Origin of the sequence: Sediminivirga luteola, from assembly GCF_014639315.1 — a bacterium.
GTDB classification, from domain to species: domain Bacteria; phylum Actinomycetota; class Actinomycetes; order Actinomycetales; family Brevibacteriaceae; genus Sediminivirga; species Sediminivirga luteola.
In genome coordinates, this window is record NZ_BMFY01000004.1 from 52,503 (window position 1) to 71,534 (window position 19,032).

The window sequence follows — 19,032 nt, forward strand, 5'->3', positions numbered from 1 at the left end:
AGAAAGGCCGTTCCGTGACCACCTTCGACATCGCCCGCCGTGAGGCGGACTGGGCTGCCATCGGTACGGCGCTGGCTGACGCCGCGCCCCTGCCGTTCTGGCTGGACGATCCCGCCCGTCCGGTTCCCTCCCGGCCGCTGGGCGGCACCGTGACCGCGGACCTGGCCATCGTCGGCGGCGGGTACACCGGTCTGTGGACCGCCGTCCAGGCCAAGGAGCGACGCCCCGACGCCACCGTGGTCCTGCTGGAGGGCGGCAGTCTCGGCTGGGCCGCGTCCGGGCGTAACGGCGGGTTCTGCGAGGCCAGTCTCACGCACGGCGCCTCGAACGGGGAGGCCCATCTGCCAGGGGAGAACGCCCGCCTGATCGAGCTCGGCATGGAGAACCTCGATGGGATCGAGGCCACGGTGAAGCGCTACGGCATGGACTGCGACTTCGAGCGCACCGGCAACATCCACATCGCCACCGAGGAGTATCAGGTGGCCGAGCTGGCCGAGGGCGCCTCGCCCGAGCACGGCGTGCGGTTCCTGGACCGGGAGTCGCTGCGCGCGATCGTGGACTCCCCCACCTACCTGGCCGGGCTGGAAGACACCCGCGGCACCGCCATGGTGCATCCGGCCAAACTGGTCTGGGAGCTGGCACGCGTCGCCCGGGAGCTGGGTGTGGAGATCTACGAGGGCACCGTCGCCCGGCGGCTGGAGCGCGATGGCGAGCGGGTCGATGTCGTCACCGACGCCGGCCGGGTGCGCGCCTCCCGGGTGGCGCTGGCGACGAACGCCTTCCCCTCGCTCCTCAAGCGTGTCTCGCTGCACACGGTCCCGGTGTACGACTACGCACTGATGACCGAACCGCTGAGCGCCGAACAGCTGGCATCCATCGGCTGGGAGGGACGGCAGGGTCTGGCCGATGGCGGCAACCAGTTCCACTACTACCGGCTCACCGCGGACAACCGCATCCTGTGGGGCGGCTATGACGCCGTCTACTACTATGGCCGGCGGATCAGCTCGCGTTATGACCAGCGGCAGGAGACCTTCGAGCGGCTGGCGGCGCACTTCTTCCACACCTTCCCCACGCTGAGGGGCCTGAGGTTCACGCACCGGTGGGGCGGCGCCATCGACACCTGCAGCCGGTTCTTCTCCTTCTTCGAGACCGCCTACGAGGGCCGGGTGGCTCACGCCGCGGGGTTCACCGGCCTGGGTGTCGGCGCTTCCCGGTTCGCCGGCGCCGTGATGCTGGACCTGCTCTCCGGGGAACGCACCGAACTGACCGAGCTGGAGCTCGTCCGCAAGAAGCCGATCCCGTTCCCGCCTGAGCCGGCGGCGTGGCTGGGCGTGAAGCTCACCACCCGGGCGCTGCACCGCGCGGATCGCAACGAGGGACGACGCGGGCCGCTGCTGAAGGTGCTCGACTCGATCGGGATGGGATTCGACTCATGAACGGCGGAGAGCCGGACGCCGCCAGGAACGGCACGGCGCCGCGCGGCAGAAAGCTCGTCTCGGCGCTGTCTCTCCAGCCGGAACACGAGGCAGTCGAGGACTGGCAGAAGGTCCCCGGAGCCCCGGAGGCAACGACGGCGACCGTACCGCTGGTGGCACCGGAGGCATTCGGGGAGGTGAGCATCGGCGTCTGGGAGATGTCCGCCGGCAGCATGCGCGATGAGGAGGCCGAGGAGGTCTTCATCGTCCTTGCCGGCAGTGCCCGGATCAAGGGCGAGGGGTGGTCGCTGGACGTGGCCGCCGGGGACGTGGTGCATCTGGAAGCCGGCGCGCAGACCGTGTGGACGGTGCACAGCCCGCTGCGGAAGGTCTATCTGATCGCGCCGTAAGTCCCGGCCAGGGCAGCGCGGAAGAGCCTGCCTCTCGAGCAGGCACGCCCGAGCAAGCGACTCCACGTCCTGCCACAGGCATCGTCCTCACCCGCGAGCTGCTCACTAGCGCCGACGCCGGCCCGCCCGCAGCTGGCGGTCTCACCGGTGCGGGCTCATTCCTGCTGGCCGGTCTCGTCGTTGCCGCGTCCGGCCAGCAGGCGTTCGGCGACCATACCGATCACCCTGCCGAAGACGAGGGAAGCGGCAATGGCCAGACCTACCGTCACGAGCAACGGCAGCTGGAACCACGCCGCCGAGGCCCAGCCGATCGCCACGCAGTACAGCGCCCACACCACGGCGGCGCCGGCCGAGAACACCAGGAACCGGCGGGGCTCCACCGCGCCGCTCCCGGCAACGAGGCATGAAGCGCCTCGGGCCAGCGGGATGAAACGGGCGCCGATGAGCGCCATCGGTGCTGCTCTGTCCAGGTACCTGGCCGATGCCTGCAGGGCGCGCTGCCGCCGGGACCCGCGCAGCAGCCGCCACTGGCTCAGATCCGTCCGGGCCGCCACCCGGTACAGGGCCAGATCGCCCAGCAGCGAGCCCAGCGCCATCGCCAGGGCCAGCCAGCTCAAGCCCTGCCAGCGCTCCTCCGCGGTCACGGCGGCCAGCGCGACCACGAGCGAGGTGGACGGCAGCGGCGGGACGAAACCCGAGAGCAGCACCGAGGCGAACACGATGAGCGCCGCCCAGGGCGTACCGGCCAGGTCGAGCGCAAACTCCGTCACCTGCTGCACGGCGGCTCCCCAAGGTCAACGGCACAGGCGCCGGAACTCCCCGCTCCAGGAACGCGGAAGGGCCCGCCTGGCCGATGGCACAGGCGGGCCCTTCCGATCATCACGCGTTCCGCGAGCGGTAGGGGGTCACTCCCCCGCGCGGGCGCGCAGCGCGGAGACGTCCAGCGGAACACCGGGACCAATGGTGGTGGTCACGGTGGCCTTGGAGATGTAACGGCCCTTGGAGGAGGACGGCTTCAGGCGCAGGATCTCTTCCAGCGCGGCGTTGAAGTTGTCCACCAGCTGGCCCTCGTCGAAGGAAACCTTGCCGATGATCAGGTGCAGGTTCGAGTGCTTGTCCACACGGAACTCGATCTTGCCGCCCTTGATGTCGGCAACGGCGCGGGCCACGTCCATGGTGACCGTGCCGGTCTTCGGGTTGGGCATGAGGCCGCGGGGACCCAGCACCTTGCCCAGGCGGCCCACCTTGCCCATGAGGTCCGGGGTCGCGACGGCTGCGTCGAAGTCGGTGAAGCCTCCAGCCACCTTCTCCAGCAGCTCGTCCGAGCCCACGTAGTCGGCGCCCGCCTCGCGGGCGGCCTCGGCCTTGTCACCGTTGGCGAAGACCAGCACGCGTGCGGTCTTACCGGTGCCGTGCGGCAGCTTCACGGTGCCCCGGACCAGCTGATCGGCCTTCCGGGGATCCACGCCCAGGCGGAGGGCGACCTCCACGGTGGCGTCGAACTTCGCCACGGAGGTGTCCTTGGCCAGGCGGATGGCGTCGGCCGGGGCGTAGAACGTATCGTCCGCGATCTTCTCCGCGGCGGCCAGATAGGCCTTACTGCGCTTTGCCATTCTGCTTATCTCCTATGCAGTCGTGGTACGGGCCAAAGCCAGCCCTGCCACTGTCTCGTCGTGTGTCTGTGCGCCCGCCGGCACCGGAAGCGGTCCTGCGGGAGCGCCGGGGAGCTCAGTCCTCGGTGGTGATGCCCATCGAGCGGGCGGTGCCGGCGACGATCTTGGCAGCAGCCTCGATGTCGTTGGCGTTGAGGTCCTGCATCTTGACCTGGGCGATCTCGCGGACCTGGTCCTTGGTCAGGCTGGCGACCTTATCGGTGTGCGGAGTGGCGGAGCCCTTCTGCACGCCCGCGGCCTTCTTGATCAGCTCGGCCGCCGGCGGGGTCTTCGTGATGAAGGTGAAGGAGCGGTCTTCGTAGACCGTGATCTCCACCGGCACCACATTGCCGCGCTGCGACTCGGTCGCGGCGTTGTAGGCCTTGCAGAACTCCATGATGTTCACGCCGTGCTGGCCCAGGGCGGGGCCGATCGGCGGAGCCGGGTTGGCCTGACCGGCCTGGATCTGGAGCTTGATCAGCCCGGCAACCTTCTTCTTGGGAGGCATTGTCGTAGTCCTTAACAATCGTCGGTGCTGTGTTCGCCCCCGTAAAGGATCGGCGGTCCGCACCATCCGCGCGGCCCGCCGGGCACGTCGGACGCGCCTGCAGGAGCAAACTCCACTATTATTCCACGCGCCCCGGCGCTATGGGAAATGAACGCCGGGGCACCTACCGGGCCGCCGCCGCGGCGATGGCCGGCAGGAGAAGGGGCCCCGCGGCCCGATCAGATCTTGGCGACCTGGTCGAAGCCCAGCTCCACCGGGACGTCGCGCTCGAAGATGGACAGCAGCACGACGAGCTTCTGGGACTCGGGCTTGATCTCGGTGATGGTGGCCGGGTGCCCCTCGAAGGAGCCTTCCTTGACCAGCACGGACTCGCCGACCTCGAACTCGACCTCGATGCTCTTGCGCTCGGCGCGCGCCTGCTCGCCGGCCTCGCGCGCGGCTTCGGCCTGACGCTCCTCGAACACCGGCGCGAGCATGCTCACGACCTCGTCCAGGCGCAGCGGCACCGGATCGTAGGCGTTGCCGACGAAGCCGGTCACGCCCGGGGTGTGACGCACGGCGCCCCAGGACTCATCGGTGAGGTCCATGCGCACCAGGACGTAGCTCGGGATGCGGACTCGGCGGACGTTCTTACGCTGGCCGTTCTTGATCTCAACGACATCCTCCATGGGGACCTGCACATCGAAGATGTAGTCCTCCATGTTGAGGCTGATGATCCGATTCTCCAGATTCGCCTTCACGCGGTTCTCGTAGCCGGCGTAGGAGTGGATGACGTACCACTCGCCGGACTGCGCGCGCAGCTCAGCCTTGAATTCCTCGAGGGGGTCGACGGCCTCTTCGGGCTCGGCGTCCGCAGCCTCTTCGGCGTCCTGCTCGGGCTCGTCGGCAACCTGCCCGGACTCGGCAGCAGCACTATCAGCGGCCTGCTCGGCCGTGTTCTCGTCACCGGTCACTGCGGCGTCGACGGCGTCGACGGTCTCATCCGCGCCCTGGGGATCGGTCGTGGAGTCCGACACGCAAAACCCGCTTTCCTGGTCTCGTGCGCCGCCTCGATCGCGGCGCCTTCAATGTGAATCTGCCTGTGTGGATCTATGGCCTCGTGCTGGGCCGGCTCAATTCCGGCGGCGCCCGGCACTCACAGCGCCGGGGCGGATGTCACCAGAGCGGCCAGATCGGCTCGCCCGCGAACACGGTGGCGGCGAGCTTGCCGAACACGAAGTCCAGCCCGGTCACGATCAGCATCATGAGGATCACGAAGCCCAACACCACGCTGGTGTAGTTGATGAGCTCCTTGCGGGTCGGCCTGACGACCTTCTTCAGCTCGGAGATCATCTCCCGGAAGAAGAGCGCGATGCGGCCAAAGAACCCGCGCTTCCTGGCCTCGGCGCCGGCCGAAGCCTCGTTGGCTGATTCCGCCACGACACCTCACTCATTCATCTGGGCTTTTGCGCAGGGTAGACAGGACTCGAACCTGCAACCTGCGGTTTTGGAGACCGCTGCGCTACCAATTGCGCCACTACCCTCTGTTGCCTGGCCATCCGCGCGCAGCTCTCACCGCGCCCGGCGCCGATGCACCACTATACCCAAACTTCGCCGCCACCGTCGAACGGGATCGCGCGGGTTCTGCCTCGTTCTGCGTTCTCCTCGTCCGGCTCCGTCCGCGGTCAGCCCGCCCCGCCGGTCTGGGCCGCCCGGCGCCGGCGGTGCAACGTCGCCCTGCACGGTGTGATCCGGAATGGTCACGTTGACCGGATAGTCACGGGCAACGTGACCATTTCAGCTATATCACCGCCGGGCCTCGCGGCCCGGTGTCGTTCTGTGCCTCCTCCGGCTCCTGCGCCGGGAGCTCACCTGCATCCGGAGCCGGCACTGGAGCGGCTGGCGGGGCGGGCATCGGCGTCCAGGGGCCCAGGGTGACCGAACGGTCGGGGTGGACGGCGATGATCCGGTAGTCCACTGCGGCCCCGGTCTGCCGGTCGAAGCGCATGAGGGTCATCTCCGCGTCCATCCTCAGCGGCCCGGGCGTGAGCGCATTGGCCAGCGCGCCGCCGGTGGTGGAGCTGACGTAGAGGATGCCGCGACCCTGCACTTCCGGCAGCACCGCCCGGTGCCAGTGCCCGGCCAGGACGAGCGGCGCGCAGCCGGCACTCAGTGCCGGGAACCCGTACCGAGGATCATGCAGGAACAGCACGTCGATGTCCCTGGTGCAGGCCTCCTGCCTCATCCGCTCGGTGAACTGCGCCTGGTCCTCGTCCCGTTCCAGGGTGGAGCCGACGCCGAACTGCGTGTAACGCGGATCCGCGTCGCCGTAGAACGTCACGCCGCCCAGCTCGATCTCTTCGTCCTCCAGCACCTCGAACCCGGCCCGGCGGGCGGCGTCGGCCGTCTCCTCGGTGTCGTGGTTGCCCTTCACGAAGAGTTTCGGGATGTGCTCCGGCACCGCGGCAGCGGCGGCGTCCACGCAGTAGTTCTCCGCCTCGGTGCCGTTCATGGTGATGTCCCCGGCGTCCAGGTAATACTCGGCGCCGGATTGCAGCAGCGCCTCGCGCACCACCTCGGGCATGCCGACGTTGCAGTGCAGATCCGCGACCATCAGGAAGGTGCTCAGGTCCTCCGCGGCATAGGAGTGCGCAGGCGGGACCAGCTGCGGCCGGTGGCCGGGACCGCCGAAACCGAGTTCCTCCCGCTCCATCTCCCAGGCGGCGCGCAGGTTGGCGCGGGCCTCGGCGTAGAACTCTTCATTCTCCTCGTAGTACTCCGTGACCAGGGCGCCCACCTCGTCGACGACGGCGGACAGACGCCCGGTCACGCGCGCCCCCTCCAGCGGCGTCCCGGCGAAGACCGCATTGCCTTCCGGCCGTTCCTGGTCTTCCCAGGTCTGCGCGATCAGGCCCGCCGCGACCAGCAGCGCAGCGCAGGAAGCGGCCGTTGTCAGGGTGAGCGGGTGCCGGCGCGCCTTGTCCTTCAGTTCGGCGCGGCGCGGCGGTCCCAGCAGCAGCCGAAGTGCCAGCACGACGACCAGGCCGGCGACGACGAAGGCCAGCTCGCGCATGAGGATGTCAGTGGTGAAGGCGCGAGTGATGTCGTCGATCAGCGCGTGCGGCTGAGCGAAGAACGTGCCGTACGCCGCGACGTCCTGACTCAGGCTGCCGATGGAGTCCGTGCTGCCGGCGGCACCCACATCGGCCGGGATCTCCCGGATGTCGGCGTGCACGCCCAGGCCGGCGGGCAGATGGCCCTCGGCGGGCATCACGACGGCGCCCAGCGGTCCCAGATCCACCACGATCTCCCCGGAGAGATTCAGGGAGTAGCGTGCCTCGTGCGGGCCGAAGTGCCGGTCCACGCTGGACGTCAGCACGGCGGCCGGGAGCGCGAGCACCGCCAGCGCGACGATGAGCCCGACCCAGCGCAGCACGACCCGCGCGGCCGCGGCGCGGTCCATCCGGCGCAGTGCCTGCACGACCCGGATTCGCTGGCGGCGCATTCCCTGCCACGAACGCCCCAGGGGACGGCGGAAGCGCGGCTGTTCCGCCGTCGGCTCGCCGGCGGTCCCGGGTGAGTTCAGCGGTTCAGAGGGCACAGCGGATGAGCTGGGGCTCCGGGACCAGGGTGATGCCGAAACGCTCCCGCACCCCGGCGCGCACGGTCCGTGCCAGCTCGAGCACCTCCTCCGTGGTCGCATCGCCGCGGTTCGTCAGCGCCAGGGTGTGCTTGGACGACAGCGCCGCCCGCGAGCCGGGCAGCCGGTACCCCTTCTCGAACCCGGCGTGGGCGATCAGCCAGGCCGCGGAGACCTTCATCCGGCCATCGGGCTGGCCGAAGGCGACGGCGTCCTCGGGCACCTGGGCCGCCTCCACGACGGGATTGGTGAAGAAGGAACCGGCAGACCACGAGTCGTGGTCGGCCGCATCGAGCACCATGCCCTTACCGCGGCGCAGGGACAGCACCGCTTCACGGACCTGCGCGGCCTCGGCGCGTTCGCCGGGCTGGACGCCCAGCGCGCGCGCCAGTTCGACGTAGGCCACCGGCGCGGACAGCGGCGAGGCCGGCAGGCGGAAGGTGACCGCCAGGACGATCTGCGGCGTACTCCCGGTGCCCTGCGCGGCACGCTTGAAGCGCGAGTCACGGTAGCCGAATCCGCACTCCGCGGCGCTTAACCGCTGCAGCTGCCCGGTGGCGCGGTCTAGCACCTCCACCCGCTCGATGGTCTGGGCGACCTCCGCGCCGTAGGCGCCGACGTTCTGGATGGGCGTGGCCCCGACGGACCCGGGGATCCCGGAGAGCGCTTCCAGTCCGGACAGGCCTGCCTCCAGGGTGGCCTGCACGAACGCGTCCCAGGGCTCCCCCGCCTCCGCGGTGACGAGCGCGTGCCCGCCACCGGCGTCGTCGATCTGGATGCCGGTGGTCCGCAGGTGCGCGACCGCACCGGGGTAACCGTCATCGGCGGGCACGAGGTTGGAGCCGCCGCCGAGCACGAGGGTCTCCGGGGGCGCATCGCGAAAGAACGCCAGCACCTCCTCCCGGCCGGTCAGCGCGTAGTAATCCCCGATGGGGCCGCCCAGCCGGAAGGTGGTGAACTCCGCCAGCCGCCTCACGAGGCCGGCTCGCCCCCGTCGCGGGCCAGGGCCGCCCGGACGGCGGCCAGGCGGACGAGCGCCTGCGACCGGCCCAGGACTTTAGCGCCGTCCGCGGTAACGGTCAGGTCCACCCGGACAGTGCCGGCGTCGGCGTCCACCGCTCCGGCGACGGCGGACACCTCGAGGGTCTGAGTGGGCTGCTCCGGGGAGCCGGACTCCGCGTCGGGCACCGGCACCGGCTTGGTGAACCGGGTCTGGTAGTCCAGCACCGCGCCGGGGTCGCCCAGCCATCCGGTCAGGACGGACACAGCCTGCCCCATCGTGAGCATGCCGTGCGCGATGACGCCGTCCAGGCCCACCTCCCGGGCGAAGCGCTCGTTCCAGTGGATCGGGTTGAAGTCCCCGCTGGCTCCCGCGTACCGGACCAGATCCGCGCGGGAGAGCGGGATGCTCGCGACGATCAGCTCTTGGCCGGCCTCGAGCGCTGGGGCGTTCTCGCCCTGGCGGACGTTGTCCTGCGCGTCCGGGGCGGCTTGCGGCTGCGTGGCTGACACGGCCTGAGTGGCATCCTGATGCGTCATATCCGTCACTCCTCTCCCCTGACGACGATGGAGGAGGTCACGGCGACGATCTCCTCGCCGTTCCCGTTCCCGGATTCAGCTCCAGCTCCAGCATCGACGATGCTGGTGCGGGTGGTGATCATGGCGTGCCCGCCCACCTGGCGGACGGATTCGACCAGAGTGCTGGCGCGCACCCGGTCTCCGGCGACGAGCGGCCGCGTGTAGGTGAACCGCTCGGAGCCGTGGACGACGCGGGAGAAGTCGATGCCTGCTTCCGGGTGGGCGATGTAGTTCCGCTCGGCCCGCTGAGCGATGATGACCGGATAGGTCGGCGGCGCGACGAGCCCGTCATAACCGAGATCCGCGGCGCGGGAGGCGTCAAAGTGCGCGGGGTGGCTCTCCTGAGTGGCGCCGGTGGCGCGGGCGAAGTCCCTGATGGATTCCGCCGAGACCTCGAACTCCTCCGGATGTTCGAAGACCCTGCCCTCGAACTCCGCGTTGACCGGGCTGCCTGGCATCTGTCACCTTTCCTCGGCGTGGCGGTACGTACGGCGCCTCGGCGTCCTCCCCTCGCGAGGGGGCCGATTGCAGGCGCATCAATGACACGGACCTCGATTATTGCGCATCACCGGCACCGGCGCCGCATCCGCCGGTGATGGCATCGGGTTCCGCGGATGCAGGACCCCGGTTTCTCTCAGCACCCCGGCATGGCGTTCCCGCGGCTGTGATGAGAACCTTGAAGAGTGACGGAAACCATCGACCCACCTGAACGTGACCTGCTGCCGGAGCTCGATGGCGTGCCCGCGGCCGCACATGTGCTCGAGGGTCTCGACCACGAAGCCGTGCGCGCACTGCTGGCGCACATCTCCGATCTGGACAGCGGTCCCGGTAGTTCCATCAGCCCGAGCCTGACCTCGCCGGACGCGCAGGAGCTCTTCCGGACGCTGCTGGAACTGCGGATGCTCGGCAAGTTCGGCATCGACGAGATCCTCACCAAGATCAATGTGCTCCGCGAGGAGTTCGAACTCACCCGCGAGCACAGCCCGATCGAGCATGTGAACTCCCGGCTGAAATCTCCCCGGAGCATTCTGGAGAAGGTCGTCCGGCGAGGCGTGACACCGAGCCGCGAGGACATCCGCCAGTACATTCACGACATCGCGGGGGTGCGGATCACCTGCGCGTTCGCCACGGACGTCTACCAGCTCGCCGAGATCCTCACCGGCCAGCCGGATATCCGCGTGGTGGAGGTCAAGGACTACATCGCCGACCCGAAGCCGAACGGCTACCAGAGCCTGCACCTCATCGTGGAGGTGCCGGTGTTCCTGTCGCAGCGGACCGAGCACACGCTGGTGGAAGTGCAGATCCGTACCATCGCGATGGATTTCTGGGCCAGCCTGGAGCACAAGATCTACTACAAGTACGACCGCGAGGTGCCCCAGCACCTGCTGGACGAGCTGCGTGACGCCGCGCGGGTGGCCAGCGAGCTGGACGAGCGGATGGCGCGGTTGCGGGACGAGGTCAACGGACTGGCCCTCACCGAGGATCCGCGGGACACGGACGGCCCAGCCCCGCGCGGCACCTGAGCATCGGGCGCACCGCGCTCCGGTCAGGTGCGTTCGACGAGGATGCCGTCCTCATCGGCCCACAGGTGCGCGCCCGGTGTGATCCGCACGCCACCGAACTCGACGGGCACGTCCACCTCGCCGATACCCTCCTTGGCGCTCTTGCGGGGGTTGGAGCCGAGCGCTTTCACCCCCAGATCGAGGCCCGCGAGCGCACGGCGGTCCCGGACCGCGCCGTTGATGACGACCCCGGCCCAGCCGTTCTGCACGGCAGAGGCGGCGATCAGATCGCCCATGAGCGCCGTCTCCAGCGAACCGGCTCCGTCGATGATCAGGACCGCGCCGTCACCGGGAGTGGCCAGGATCTGCTTGACGAGGGCGTTGTCCTGGAAACAGCGGATGGTGCGAACCGGGCCGTCGAATGCTCGGCGCCCGCCCAGGTCGAGGAACTGCAGGGACACGGAGGCGAGCGCTTCGCCGCGCTCGTCGTACAGGTCTGCGGTCGCGATGCTGGTAGTGCTCATAGACTTGACGCTACACCGTCATCGGCGGGCACCAACAGAGACTGGCAGGCGCCGTCCGGCACTGGCATCGGCCGGCGCCGGCGAACCTTGTGCGGAGATCTGCAGTGGCCGCCGGTGTCGTCAAGGACAGCCGGTGCCGTCGGGGACCGGCAGGCATCGGCGCTGAAAGGGAGAGCATGAGCCGCACGCATACGGCGAGGCTGGACGCCCCGGCCATCGTCGACGCGGCCCACACCCTGCTGCGCAGCTACGGGCTGGGCGATCTGTCCATGCGGCGCGTGGCGAAAGAACTCGGCGTGCAGCCCGGGGCGCTGTACTGGCACATCGCCAGCAAACAGGACCTCATCGCCCACCTGGCCGTGCGGATCCTCGCCCCGCTGGCACAGGTCTCGGGGACTCCCGCTCAGCATCTGCGCGCGCTGCATGAGACTGTGGTCTCCGTGCGGGACGGCGCTGAGACGGTCACCGCCGCCTGGTCTTCCAGGCCCGAGCTGCTCCCCCACCACGGGCTGCTGCGCGCTCTGCGCAAGCGCGGGGAGAGCGAGACACGGGCGCAGCTGATCGCCGAGACCGGCAGCCACTATGTCCTCGGCTTCACCCAGGGGCTCCAGACCCGTCTGGCCCTGGCGGAGGCCGACCCCGCCGCCCGCGTCGACGCCGATGAGTGGCGGGCGCGGCTGAGCGAGGGGATCGCGCTGATCACTGGCCAGGACCCCGCCGGCCGCGACCCGAGCGCTCGCGGCGCCGTCGGCACCGGACCCCTCGACCGCAGCCCCGTCAAACAGGACTCTCTCGACCAAGACCGTAGGGATCAGGCCCGCAGCGCTCAGGACCCCATCGACCCATGACCGGTGATGACGGCGCGGCTCAGCACGGCAGGGGCACGCCACCGTTCACCGGCGAACGAAGGAGGCACACCATGACCCAGCAGCCGAGCAGCGGTAGCGGGGCTGAAGCGACATCCAGTACGAGGCCCGGCACAGAGTCCCAGACCGGTGCAGCGGCCGAGACAGCGCAACCGGTCCCCGGCGTGCAGCCCGGCGAGGTGATCGGAGTCCGGCCCGGCGAGTTCGCTGGCAGGACCATGGTCTTGTCCGGGGGAAGCCGCGGCATCGGCCTGGCCATCGCCCTCGGCTGGGCACGCGGTGGTGGCAACGTCGTGTTCCTGTCCAAGACGGACGCGCCCGATCCCCGGCTTCCCGGCACGGTGCATACCGCCCAGGCGGCGATCCGCGCGGCCGGCGGGAAGGCCGTGGGCGTCGTCGGGGACCTGCGGCGGGACGATGACGTCGAGCGGCTGGTGGACACCGCCGTGCGTGAGTTCGGTGGCATCGAGGTGTGCGTGAACAACGCCAGCGTGCTGAATCTGGCCGGCACCGCGGACCTGAGCCTCAAGCGCTACGACCTGATGCAGGACGTCAATGCCCGGGGCACTTTCGCGCTGACCAAGGCGTGCCTGCCGGCGCTCACCGAATCGGGACGCGGCCACGTCATCACGCTGTCCCCGCCGCTGAACCTCGATCCGCGGTGGCTGGCGCCGCACACGGCCTACGCCCTGGCCAAGTACGGGATGACGCTGCTCACACTCGGTTTCGCGCAGGACTTCCGGGACCGCGGCATCGCGGCGGACTGCCTGTGGCCGGCCACCACCATCAAGACCGCGGCCGTGGGGAACCTGCTCGGCGGGGAGGAGCTGATGCGGGCTTCCCGTGACCCCGCCATTGTCGCCGATGCAGTCCTGACCCTGCTGCGTTCAGGGTCCGACGCCGGCCCGGGTAGCGGCCGCGACGGCAGCCCTGGCGCGGACACGGCTGGGAACGAGGCCACGGTCGAGGCGAGCGGTACCGGGCGGACGCTGCTGGATGAGGACGTGCTGGCCGAGGCGGGCATCGACGATCTGACGCCCTACGGAGGTGAAGGCCCCTTCCAGCGGGACTTCTTCCTGGACTGAACCGCTGCCCGGAGCGTTCAGGACCAGGCGACGACGACGCGTGCCGCCTGCGCGGGCACGGCAAGGTCGATTCCGGTGATCTCACGAAAACGCCGCAACCGGTTCACGATCGTGTTGCGATGGCAGTACAGCGCCGTTGCCGTCGCGCTCACGCTGCCATTGCCCAGGAAGCAGGCGACCGTCTCCCGGAGCCGTTCGACCTCATCGGGCCGCAGCCCCGCCAGCCGGTCATCCAGCAGGGCACCCAGCTCCACTCCAGTCGCGTCCATACGCATGCGGGCCAGGCGAGGCCAGTCCCCGTCCACCGTGGCCGGCCCCTTCCCGCGGGCCGCGGCGAGCTCAGCGAGGCCAGAAGCGATCCGGGCGGCAGCGGCAAGGCCGGCCAGCCCTTCGTCCGTGCGTGCCACACCGCAGGAGACCGCGTCCAGCCGCGCCATAGGGTCCACCCCGACCGCCGGTACTGACGTGACGCTCCCGGGATCAGGCCAGAACAGATACGTGCGATTCTCCGCGTCATGCAGGAACACGCGGTGCTCCACCCCGGTCACATTGGCTACGGCCCGGAGACCGGCGACCTCACGTCCAGTCGCCGCCGCGACGACGTACGGCGCATCAGCCGGTACGTCGAATGCCGTCGCGAACCGCTCCCGGGTCTCCCCCAGCCGTCCCTGAGCGCCGAACAACGCGGCGATGAACTCCTGCCGTACCCCGGCCTGCTCCTGAGCCATGGCGATCCGCGTCTCCACGTAGCTGGACCGGGTGGCCTCGGCATAGTCGTCCACCACCCGCCAGACCTCTTCGGCGCGGGCAGCCAGCAGCGTGGCGTCCTCGGGCCGGGAGACTCGCAGCAGCGTCGACCAGATCACCGGGAAATCCAGCCTGACCGCGGACATCAGGGAATCCGCCGCCAGTCCCTGCCGGGCGCGGCGGGTTCCCAGATCGTGCCCGAAACGCAGCATCCCCGGGTAGTGCTGCGGGCCAGACAGCGCGTCGATGATGAGGCCGATGGAGTCGCCCGCCGTCTGGCGCAGATCCTGGAGGCTCACCGCCTGATCGGCATAACCGGGGATCTGCTGCACCCGCTCGACGAACTCCTCGCACATCTCCGGCAGGACGGCTTTCAACGCGGTGACAAGCTCAATCCAGCGCAGATGGCGGTACCGCCCTGAACCGCCGGAATGACCGGGAATGTGCATCCGCACAGTATAGCGAGCACGATGCGCTACCCCTGGCCATCGGCGCAGACCACCCGCCAATGCAACGATGATGAGGAGAACATCCGCGCCGGCCGCCGTGCATACCCTTGCAGGTCAGGTACAGCGGTCAGCGGCATCCGCATCTACGGTCTGAGGAGAGACGCATGACGACCCAGAACCCTACTCCGCTTCCCGAGCCGGACCCGAGCGCGTTCACCGGGGACGACGCCCGGTTCATCGCCGATTTCGCGACCCTGTGCACCTTCGGCGCCACGCCCGGCGGCGGGGTGGAGCGGCAGGCCGGCTCGGCAGCGGACGGCGAGCAGCGGCACTGGTTCGCGGGTCTACTGCGCGACGCCGGGTTCGAGGTGGTGTTCGACCGGATCGGGAACCAGTTCGGCCTGCTGGAACTGGTGCCCGGCGCCCCCTATGTGGTGGTCGGCTCCCATATGGATTCCCAGCCGACGGCGGGGCGCTACGACGGAGCTTACGGGGTGCTGGCGGCCGCGCACGCGGCGTTCCGGCTCGCCGAAGTGTACCGTTCGGACGCGGCAGCCGGCCGGCAACCGAAGTACAACATCGCGGTGGTCAACTGGTTCAACGAGGAGGGCTCGCGGTTCCAGCCGTCCATGATGGGCAGCTCCGTCTACACCGGGAAGCTGGACCTGGAGACAGCGCTGGCCACTACGGACGCCCAGGGGGTGAGCGTGCGTGAAGCACTGGAGAGCGTCGGCTGCCTGGGCGAGGGCGATGGGCCGCGGGCGGCGTTCGCGGCGGAGATCCACATCGAGCAGGGCCGCAGCATGGAACGCGACGGCATCACCATCGGCGTGGTGGATTCCAACTGGGCCGCCAACAAGTACGAGTTCATCGTGCACGGCGAGCAATCCCACACCGGCTCGACGATCATCGAGGACCGCAAGGACGCGCTGCTGGGGGCGTCGATGCTGGTGCTCACCGCCCGGGAGATCGCCGACCGCTTTCCCGGTGCGCTGCACACCTCCGTGGGGCACCTGAACGTGTACCCGAACTCTCCCGTGGTGGTCGCCTCCCGGGTGAATCTGCTGCTGGATCTGCGCTCGGCGGACGAGGAGATCCTGGCCGAGGCCGATGCGCTGCTGCACCAGCGGGTGAGCGAGATCGAGCAGGCCGCGAAGGTGCGGATCGAGCGGCGGACGGGGCATTCCTGGCCGGTGACGCCGTATCAGATCGAGGGCGTGGAGCTGGCGGAGAAGGCTGCGGCGGACCTGGGACTCAGCCACGGACGGGTGAAGACGCTCGCCGGGCACGATTCGACGAACATGAAGGACCTGGTGCCGACGGTCATGCTGTTCGTGCCCTCTGCCGAGGGCATCTCCCACAACGAGCACGAGTACACCCGCGACGAGGACCTCGTGGCGGGGCTGCACATGCTCACCGAGGTGCTTGGCAAGCTCGTGGAAGGCGCGCTGGACGAGAGCTGACCGGCGGCCGGTCGCGGGAGCCGGCACATCTCTGCTCTCGGCTGGGACCCATGCGCGAGGTCAGGTAGCCTCCGGCCCTGGCGTCCCTGGTCAAAAGTTCGTGCGCACGTGCCGGCAGCGGAAGCACCCTGTCCACCTCCGGACCACCAGTGGTACAGTTTTCTGTACAGACAGGGTGCCAGTCGCGTAAGGAGGCAAGTCATGAGGACGATGAGCTACACGGAATCGCGCGCCCGGTACGCAGAGGTGCTGGATTCCGTGACGGAGAACCGCGAAGAAGTAGTGATCACCCGGGCGGGACATGAGCCAGTCGTCATCATGTCCCTGGACGATTACGAGTCTCTGCGCGAAACCGCGTATCTGATGCGCTCGCCCGCGAACGCACGCCGCTTGCTCGACGCTATGGAGCGGCTCGAAAACGGTGCGGGTGAGGAACACGAGTTGCTCGACGCCGACTGATATGCGGCTCGTGTGGGACAAGAATGCCTGGGACGATTATCTGTGGTGGCAGACACAAGATCGTAAGGTACTCCGGCGCATCAACACGCTGATCGCGGACATCATGCGCAATGGCAACAGGGGCATCGGCAAGCCCGAGCCACTCAAGCACGACTTCGCCGGGTACTGGTCTCGGCGCATCACCGATGAGCACCGGCTGGTCTACAAGGCGGCCGCCGGAGAGGTGCGCATCGCCGCCTGCCGTTACCACTACGGCCGCTGAACGCTGTTGGCAGGCCTCTTCGAGATGCCCGGCACGCTTGCGGAAGCCTCGCGGGAGGCTTGAACTCAGCAGTCGGGGACATCGGGGGTCTGCACCGGAAGCCGGCACCGGACGGTGAGTTCTCCGGCGACGAAGGGCGAAGGCAAGGCCGCACACGACGCTACCGCAGACACATCAGGGGCCGACCTCGTCAACGCACCTGGTCCCCGGCCGGGGAACTCCCGCCGGGGACCAGGTGGATCGACGTTCACGTCTCGTCGCTAACGACGCGCAGGCCGAGGTCCGCTGTACACGCGGCTCGCGACCAGGAGAATCAAGGGCGCGAGCGGAACTGCGATCAGGTGTCCAGGCACGAGGAGCAACAAGACCACGTAGCTCAGCGGGATCACGGGTGAAAAGACCGCGAAGACCACGGGGTAGAGACAGAGCCACAACGTCACCCCAACGGCCTGGCGCGCGAAGGGACGGCGCGCGAACGGCCATAGCCTACGCGCGAGCGCGTCAATCAGCGGAGCACCCAGTGCGGCGACGACTGAAGTCAGAAGGACGAACGGGACATCGCCTTCGGCGAAGAACGGTCGCGTCGTGTGGAAGAGCCTGGCTATCACTGCCCCCGCCATCGCGACCACACCCGAGACGATGAGAATCATCCACCACGGGAGCGGGTCAGCCGACGCCGGCTTGTCGCCCACAGGGCTGCGATCAGTTTCCGGCAGTTCCGCGAAGCCACTCATACCCACATGACCCTAGCAAGCATTGGTAAGAATCGAGTTCAGACTGGCCGACCCACTGCCACTCACCGCTCAGACCCGTAGCTTGAACTCGACCAGCCGCAACTTCATGGTTAGGAACCTGGTAATGCTGCGAGTTCACTTCCACCATACCGTTCGAATAGAGTCGAAACGTTGCATAGTAAGTAATGGCGCCCGCAACGCAGAACGGGTTTCCAACAATATGCTCCACCTGGACCTGAGCAAAACTTCCACCGATCTGAACAGAGTGAGGATCAATTCCATCCAAGGGCGCGGTCCGACGGTCGACGGGGCGGCCTTCCTCTAGAGCGACGGTCTCACCCATTCCTCTCATAACATCCACCCGCTGGCTATCCCAATGCGCCTGGATGTGAACTGCCGTTCGGAAGCTATCCTCCCGGACAGGATCCCCGTCAGGAAGCTGGAATCCACGGTCATCGCCCCCATGAATACCATAACCTTCACACCCGAGGCTCTGAATTCCATTAAGGACAATCTGAGCACTTGGAGCAAAAGTCCGATACGAGCTGGCTGTGCCAGGCTGTTCATTAGCAGCATACGACTGCACCTCCTCAGCAGAGCCTCCCGTAGTTGAGGGAACAGAGAGCAGCCGGACGGAATCGGCCTCGGCCTCAGAAGTAAATACCTGGTATGCCACTTCTGCATCCGCCATACCATGATCGTCATAGAATGACGTTCCCTCGACCCGCTCCTTAGCACGCCCTTGACGGGCGACCTCGCGCGCCGCGTCGTCATCCCGCCACACAAGAAGCGCCGAGCCCTCCGCGATGGCGACCCGCGCAAACGTAGGCTCGAGATCCTCAGTCACGGGATAGTCAACTGCCTCAAAACTGAGAGTGTCCTGCGCCAGCCCCTCGCCATCCCAGACAGGCCGATCACCCGGCTCTTGCCCATTTAGCTCCCGTGCCGCTCCAGCACGGCTTGACACCGGCGCCAAAATTCCTTGAGCTGTCACCTCTCGACCGCCAGAGTCCACGCCGCGATAATTCACCACCCCGTCTCCCTCTTCAAGCCGTTGAAGAGAAACCTCCTCGCCACTCGGATACTCTACAATGATATCTTCATTGGCAAAGTAAGCTTCAAATTCACCATCAGTGTTAGCAGAAGCCGGGAAGGCAGAGATAAGAAATAGAACACATGAAGCGGAAATTGCGCATGTCGCGCCTTTGTAAAACACTAAAATCGCACCATTGACTCGGGGACTGGTCACTAAAACCGTCGGGGGAAGCAACGATTTCGAGCAAGCCCAGATGTTCATCAATCGAGAGTCAAGGGTTTTACGTCAACCGGGTGGGGCGGTGAAGTAGCAGAGCCAGGTGGTTCCGCAGAGCCACTCATACCCATATGAACCCAAGGTCAGGTTCCACAGAGGCCAAGAGTTTCTGCTATTGCCTGCGCTACGACCGGCTCCCGGCGACGAGCCCTGAGCACCCGCGCGCGCGAACGATGAACGCAAACGCGAACCGAGCGTCGAGATCGCCGGAATCGCGTGCCCGGTATGCCGAGGTGTTGAGTTCGGTGACGGAGAACCACGACGAAGTGGTGGTGACACGGGCAGGACAGAGGCCGGTCGTCATCGTGTCCCTGGACGAGTACGAGTCCCTGCGCGAGACCGTTCATCTGATGCGCTCGCCCGCAAACGCGCACCGTCTGCTCGATGCGATAGAACGACTCGAAGACAGCAGCGCCAGCAGGGAGCACACTTCGCGGGAGGCTTGAG

Annotated in this window: 22 protein-coding genes and 1 tRNA gene; 9 read left to right on the forward strand and 14 right to left on the reverse strand. The window is 68.0% G+C overall.

Annotation, left to right across the window (positions count from 1 at the left end):
• Positions 1–14: 14 nt before the first annotated feature.
• Both IEW13_RS05280 and IEW13_RS05285 read left to right on the forward strand, forming a co-directional pair.
• Positions 15–1,436 (forward strand): NAD(P)/FAD-dependent oxidoreductase, encoded by a 1,422-nt coding sequence (locus IEW13_RS05280; RefSeq protein ID WP_229744951.1) that lies wholly within the window; start codon positions 15–17, stop codon positions 1,434–1,436.
• Entirely contained in the window at positions 1,433–1,825 is a 393-nt protein-coding gene (locus IEW13_RS05285; protein WP_188549899.1) for a cupin domain-containing protein, read from the forward strand. The genes IEW13_RS05280 and IEW13_RS05285 overlap by 4 nt, the downstream gene beginning before the upstream one ends.
• Before the next feature lie 155 nt (positions 1,826–1,980).
• Here IEW13_RS05285 and IEW13_RS05290 read toward each other — a convergent pair whose 3' ends face one another.
• From IEW13_RS05290 to IEW13_RS05335, 10 genes are all read right to left on the reverse strand, one after another.
• A complete protein-coding gene (locus IEW13_RS05290; protein ID WP_188549900.1) occupies positions 1,981–2,604 on the reverse strand; it encodes a DedA family protein in 624 nt (207 codons plus the stop codon).
• 126 nt (positions 2,605–2,730) lie between these two features.
• Positions 2,731–3,438, reverse strand: coding sequence for a 50S ribosomal protein L1 (gene rplA / locus IEW13_RS05295; RefSeq protein ID WP_188549901.1), 708 nt, complete (start codon positions 3,436–3,438; stop codon positions 2,731–2,733).
• A 115-nt stretch (positions 3,439–3,553) separates the two neighbouring features.
• Positions 3,554–3,985 carry a 50S ribosomal protein L11 gene (gene rplK, locus IEW13_RS05300; RefSeq protein ID WP_188549902.1) on the reverse strand — a complete coding sequence of 144 codons (432 nt, stop codon included), beginning with the start codon at positions 3,983–3,985 and terminating at the stop codon, positions 3,554–3,556.
• Positions 3,986–4,203: 218 nt separating this feature from the next.
• On the reverse strand, positions 4,204–5,001 hold the full coding sequence (gene nusG / locus IEW13_RS05305; protein WP_188549903.1) for a transcription termination/antitermination protein NusG: 798 nt from the start codon (positions 4,999–5,001) through the stop codon (positions 4,204–4,206).
• Between the two features lie 139 nt (positions 5,002–5,140).
• A complete protein-coding gene (gene secE / locus IEW13_RS05310) occupies positions 5,141–5,404 on the reverse strand; it encodes a preprotein translocase subunit SecE (protein WP_188549904.1) in 264 nt (87 codons plus the stop codon).
• Positions 5,405–5,435: 31 nt separating this feature from the next.
• Positions 5,436–5,508, reverse strand: a tRNA-Trp gene (locus IEW13_RS05315).
• A gap of 257 nt (positions 5,509–5,765) precedes the next feature.
• On the reverse strand, positions 5,766–7,445 hold the full coding sequence (locus tag IEW13_RS05320) for a metallophosphoesterase family protein (protein WP_188549905.1): 1,680 nt from the start codon (positions 7,443–7,445) through the stop codon (positions 5,766–5,768).
• Between the two features lie 109 nt (positions 7,446–7,554).
• Positions 7,555–8,580 carry a UDP-N-acetylmuramate dehydrogenase gene (locus tag IEW13_RS05325; RefSeq protein ID WP_188549906.1) on the reverse strand — a complete coding sequence of 342 codons (1,026 nt, stop codon included), beginning with the start codon at positions 8,578–8,580 and terminating at the stop codon, positions 7,555–7,557.
• Positions 8,577–9,143, reverse strand: coding sequence for a MaoC family dehydratase (locus IEW13_RS05330; RefSeq protein ID WP_188549907.1), 567 nt, complete (start codon positions 9,141–9,143; stop codon positions 8,577–8,579). Before IEW13_RS05330 ends, IEW13_RS05325 begins: the two co-directional genes overlap by 4 nt.
• A gap of 5 nt (positions 9,144–9,148) precedes the next feature.
• Positions 9,149–9,640 carry an FAS1-like dehydratase domain-containing protein gene (locus tag IEW13_RS05335; protein WP_188549908.1) on the reverse strand — a complete coding sequence of 164 codons (492 nt, stop codon included), beginning with the start codon at positions 9,638–9,640 and terminating at the stop codon, positions 9,149–9,151.
• Positions 9,641–9,865: 225 nt separating this feature from the next.
• Here IEW13_RS05335 and IEW13_RS05340 point away from each other — a divergent pair, with 225 nt between their 5' ends.
• Positions 9,866–10,705, forward strand: a complete 840-nt coding sequence (locus tag IEW13_RS05340; protein WP_229744952.1) for a GTP pyrophosphokinase — start codon at positions 9,866–9,868, stop codon at positions 10,703–10,705.
• Between the two features lie 23 nt (positions 10,706–10,728).
• On the opposite strand, the gene rraA is transcribed toward IEW13_RS05340, so the two are convergent.
• The gene (rraA, locus tag IEW13_RS05345; RefSeq protein ID WP_188549909.1) at positions 10,729–11,208 is read right to left on the reverse strand and encodes a ribonuclease E activity regulator RraA; all 480 of its coding nucleotides are present in this window, start codon (positions 11,206–11,208) and stop codon (positions 10,729–10,731) included.
• Positions 11,209–11,384: 176 nt separating this feature from the next.
• Between rraA and IEW13_RS17340 the strand changes: the two genes are divergently transcribed.
• Both IEW13_RS17340 and IEW13_RS05355 read left to right on the forward strand, forming a co-directional pair.
• A complete protein-coding gene (locus tag IEW13_RS17340; protein ID WP_229744953.1) occupies positions 11,385–12,056 on the forward strand; it encodes a TetR/AcrR family transcriptional regulator in 672 nt (223 codons plus the stop codon).
• 71 nt (positions 12,057–12,127) lie between these two features.
• Entirely contained in the window at positions 12,128–13,159 is a 1,032-nt protein-coding gene (locus IEW13_RS05355) for an SDR family oxidoreductase (protein WP_188549910.1), read from the forward strand.
• Between the two features lie 17 nt (positions 13,160–13,176).
• Here IEW13_RS05355 and IEW13_RS05360 read toward each other — a convergent pair whose 3' ends face one another.
• A complete protein-coding gene (locus IEW13_RS05360; protein ID WP_188549911.1) occupies positions 13,177–14,355 on the reverse strand; it encodes a PucR family transcriptional regulator in 1,179 nt (392 codons plus the stop codon).
• A 164-nt stretch (positions 14,356–14,519) separates the two neighbouring features.
• Here IEW13_RS05360 and IEW13_RS05365 point away from each other — a divergent pair, with 164 nt between their 5' ends.
• From IEW13_RS05365 to IEW13_RS05375, 3 genes are all read left to right on the forward strand, one after another.
• Positions 14,520–15,818, forward strand: a complete 1,299-nt coding sequence (locus IEW13_RS05365; protein WP_188549912.1) for a M20 family metallo-hydrolase — start codon at positions 14,520–14,522, stop codon at positions 15,816–15,818.
• Between the two features lie 201 nt (positions 15,819–16,019).
• On the forward strand, positions 16,020–16,277 hold the full coding sequence (locus IEW13_RS05370; RefSeq protein WP_188549913.1) for a type II toxin-antitoxin system Phd/YefM family antitoxin: 258 nt from the start codon (positions 16,020–16,022) through the stop codon (positions 16,275–16,277).
• 1 nt (position 16,278) lies between these two features.
• Positions 16,279–16,539 carry a Txe/YoeB family addiction module toxin gene (locus IEW13_RS05375; protein WP_188549914.1) on the forward strand — a complete coding sequence of 87 codons (261 nt, stop codon included), beginning with the start codon at positions 16,279–16,281 and terminating at the stop codon, positions 16,537–16,539.
• 260 nt (positions 16,540–16,799) lie between these two features.
• On the opposite strand, the gene IEW13_RS05380 is transcribed toward IEW13_RS05375, so the two are convergent.
• Together IEW13_RS05380 and IEW13_RS05385 are read right to left on the reverse strand one after the other, a co-directional pair.
• Positions 16,800–17,273 (reverse strand): hypothetical protein, encoded by a 474-nt coding sequence (locus IEW13_RS05380; RefSeq protein ID WP_188549915.1) that lies wholly within the window; start codon positions 17,271–17,273, stop codon positions 16,800–16,802.
• On the reverse strand, positions 17,242–18,570 hold the full coding sequence (locus IEW13_RS05385) for a hypothetical protein (protein ID WP_188549916.1): 1,329 nt from the start codon (positions 18,568–18,570) through the stop codon (positions 17,242–17,244). Before IEW13_RS05385 ends, IEW13_RS05380 begins: the two co-directional genes overlap by 32 nt.
• 188 nt (positions 18,571–18,758) lie before the next feature.
• Between IEW13_RS05385 and IEW13_RS05390 the strand changes: the two genes are divergently transcribed.
• Complete coding sequence (locus tag IEW13_RS05390; protein WP_188549917.1) at positions 18,759–19,031, forward strand: type II toxin-antitoxin system Phd/YefM family antitoxin; 273 nt, start codon at positions 18,759–18,761, stop codon at positions 19,029–19,031.
• Position 19,032 lies beyond the last annotated feature (1 nt).

Bases quoted from the DNA above. Each gene is read 5' to 3' on its own strand.
- IEW13_RS05330 (WP_188549907.1), bottom strand. From the start codon at position 9,143: ATGACGCATCAGGATGCCACTCAGGCCGTGTCAGCCACGCAGCCGCAA.
- IEW13_RS05370 (WP_188549913.1), top strand. From the start codon at position 16,020: ATGAGGACGATGAGCTACACGGAATCGCGCGCCCGGTACGCAGAGGTG.
- IEW13_RS05355 (WP_188549910.1), top strand. From the start codon at position 12,128: ATGACCCAGCAGCCGAGCAGCGGTAGCGGGGCTGAAGCGACATCCAGT.
- rplA (WP_188549901.1), bottom strand. From the start codon at position 3,438: ATGGCAAAGCGCAGTAAGGCCTATCTGGCCGCCGCGGAGAAGATCGCG.
- IEW13_RS05390 (WP_188549917.1), top strand. From the start codon at position 18,759: ATGAACGCAAACGCGAACCGAGCGTCGAGATCGCCGGAATCGCGTGCC.
- rplK (WP_188549902.1), bottom strand. From the start codon at position 3,985: ATGCCTCCCAAGAAGAAGGTTGCCGGGCTGATCAAGCTCCAGATCCAG.
- IEW13_RS05380 (WP_188549915.1), bottom strand. From the start codon at position 17,273: ATGAGTGGCTTCGCGGAACTGCCGGAAACTGATCGCAGCCCTGTGGGC.
- IEW13_RS05365 (WP_188549912.1), top strand. From the start codon at position 14,520: ATGACGACCCAGAACCCTACTCCGCTTCCCGAGCCGGACCCGAGCGCG.
- rraA (WP_188549909.1), bottom strand. From the start codon at position 11,208: ATGAGCACTACCAGCATCGCGACCGCAGACCTGTACGACGAGCGCGGC.
- IEW13_RS05385 (WP_188549916.1), bottom strand. From the start codon at position 18,570: ATGAACATCTGGGCTTGCTCGAAATCGTTGCTTCCCCCGACGGTTTTA.
- IEW13_RS05375 (WP_188549914.1), top strand. From the start codon at position 16,279: ATGCGGCTCGTGTGGGACAAGAATGCCTGGGACGATTATCTGTGGTGG.
- IEW13_RS05360 (WP_188549911.1), bottom strand. From the start codon at position 14,355: ATGCACATTCCCGGTCATTCCGGCGGTTCAGGGCGGTACCGCCATCTG.
- IEW13_RS05285 (WP_188549899.1), top strand. From the start codon at position 1,433: ATGAACGGCGGAGAGCCGGACGCCGCCAGGAACGGCACGGCGCCGCGC.
- IEW13_RS17340 (WP_229744953.1), top strand. From the start codon at position 11,385: ATGAGCCGCACGCATACGGCGAGGCTGGACGCCCCGGCCATCGTCGAC.
- IEW13_RS05335 (WP_188549908.1), bottom strand. From the start codon at position 9,640: ATGCCAGGCAGCCCGGTCAACGCGGAGTTCGAGGGCAGGGTCTTCGAA.